Annotated in this window: 1 protein-coding gene; it reads left to right on the top strand. The window is 36.5% G+C overall.

Going from position 1 to position 589, the window contains the following annotated elements; genetic code table 11:
* Positions 1 to 589: FtsK/SpoIIIE domain-containing protein (locus AC1DJR_RS32780; protein WP_477004548.1), on the top strand; the 589-nt coding region annotated here is incomplete at both ends.

Here is a 589-nt window from a genome sequence, read left to right as displayed (position 1 = left end):
TAGTACGACATATGTGTACAGATTACCGTTAGGGATGCCTTCGAAACTAATACAAAAAGTTGAGGATGTAGTAAGTGAGGGATTAGGAAAACCTATACGAATTCACTACAACAATTATAGGTTAAGCATTCGTGTATTTAGCAAGGAAATACCGAAGAAATGGAAATGGTCTACAGGTTTAATTACGCTGGGTAAATGGCTTGTTCCTGTAGGGCAAAGCCTAGAAAAGTTAATTTGGCATGACTTTGATGAAACACCTCATTTGGCTGTAGGTGGACTAATACGTATGGGGAAAACGGTGTTTTTAAAAAACTTATTTACATCATTAGCAGTAGCGAATCCCGATCACGCTCATTTTTACTTAATTGATTTGAAAGAAGAAGGACTTGAATTTGGTGAATACAAAGACTTGAAACAAGTGGAACATATTGCAGAGACACCAGATCAAGCTCATGAAATGCTGTTTAAAGTAATGGAGAAGATGAATGAGCGCGGTAAGTACATGAAAGAAAGAAGGTTTAAAAATATTGTTCATACTAAAGAAAAGGATCGATACTTTATCGTTGTAGATGAGGGGGCTGTATTAGCT

This window comes from Bacillus sp. 05T31 (assembly GCF_056396725.1).
The sequence above is the reverse complement of the archived record's forward strand: the minus strand, read 5'-3'. Positions and strand labels throughout refer to the sequence as shown.